The 851-nt window shown below is 46.3% G+C and carries 1 protein-coding gene and 1 pseudogene; both read left to right on the top strand.

What is annotated here, in order from left to right; translation table 11 throughout:
- Positions 1 to 271, top strand: a 271-nt coding sequence (locus A3762_RS18145) for a winged helix-turn-helix domain-containing protein (protein WP_197469371.1), incomplete at its 5' end; no start/stop codon positions are given.
- A 40-nt stretch (positions 272 to 311) separates the two neighbouring features.
- Positions 312 to 851 (top strand): annotated as a pseudogene (locus A3762_RS18140) (two-component sensor histidine kinase); the annotation flags it as partial.

Genomic DNA, 851 nt, shown 5'->3' with positions numbered 1-851 from the left:
TCTACTCGCACGTACTGTTAAACGTGCTAGCCAGAAAATAGATCTCCAACCACGTGAATTCCGTTTACTTGAATACTTAATGAAGCATGCTGGGCAAGTCGTGACGCGCACAATGCTTCTTGAGCAAGTGTGGGATTACCACTTCGATCCACAAACAAACGTCATCGACGTTCATATCAGCCGCTTACGCTCAAAAATCGACAAAGATTTTCCTAAGCAGCTACTTCAAACCGTTCGTGGTGCGGGATACATTTTGAGTGAAGATTCTTAGTCTACTAAGAACCCCTACATTTCAGCTGGCGATTATGTACATGGTACTTTTCGCCACGTCTGTTTTTATTCTAATGGGCTTTATTTACTGGGCAACCGCTGGGTATATGTCGAGCCAAACAGACGAAACCATCGAAGCTGAAATAGTCGGTCTGGCAGAACAATATCAACGCCAAGGTTTGAATGGCTTAATCAGTGTCATTCGAGAGCGTGTAGCACGTGATCCTAACGGCAAAGCGATCTATTTATTTACTGCGCGTGATTTCATCAAACTCGCAGGCAATATAGATAAGTGGCCAGAAGAAGGCGAAGTTCAAGAGGGCTGGCTCAACTTTACACTTAATGAAGAGTTAGGCTGGCACAATGAGCTTGATCGGCCAGCTCGAGCACGTGTGTTCATTGTGCCTGGAGGCTTGCGCTTACTAGTAGGCCGTGATGTCAACGAGTTCATGGCTGTTAAAGAGCTTGTTGAACGCGCGATAAACTTGGGCATGGCGATCACCTTTATGCTGGCAATGATCGGCGGCGTTATGATGAGCCGAAGTACGGCTCGTCGCGTTGAAATTATCAACCAAACCAGC

This window comes from Oleiphilus sp. HI0125 (assembly GCF_001635355.1).
Note: the sequence above shows the minus strand (reverse complement) of the source record. Positions and strands in the feature narration are given on the sequence as shown.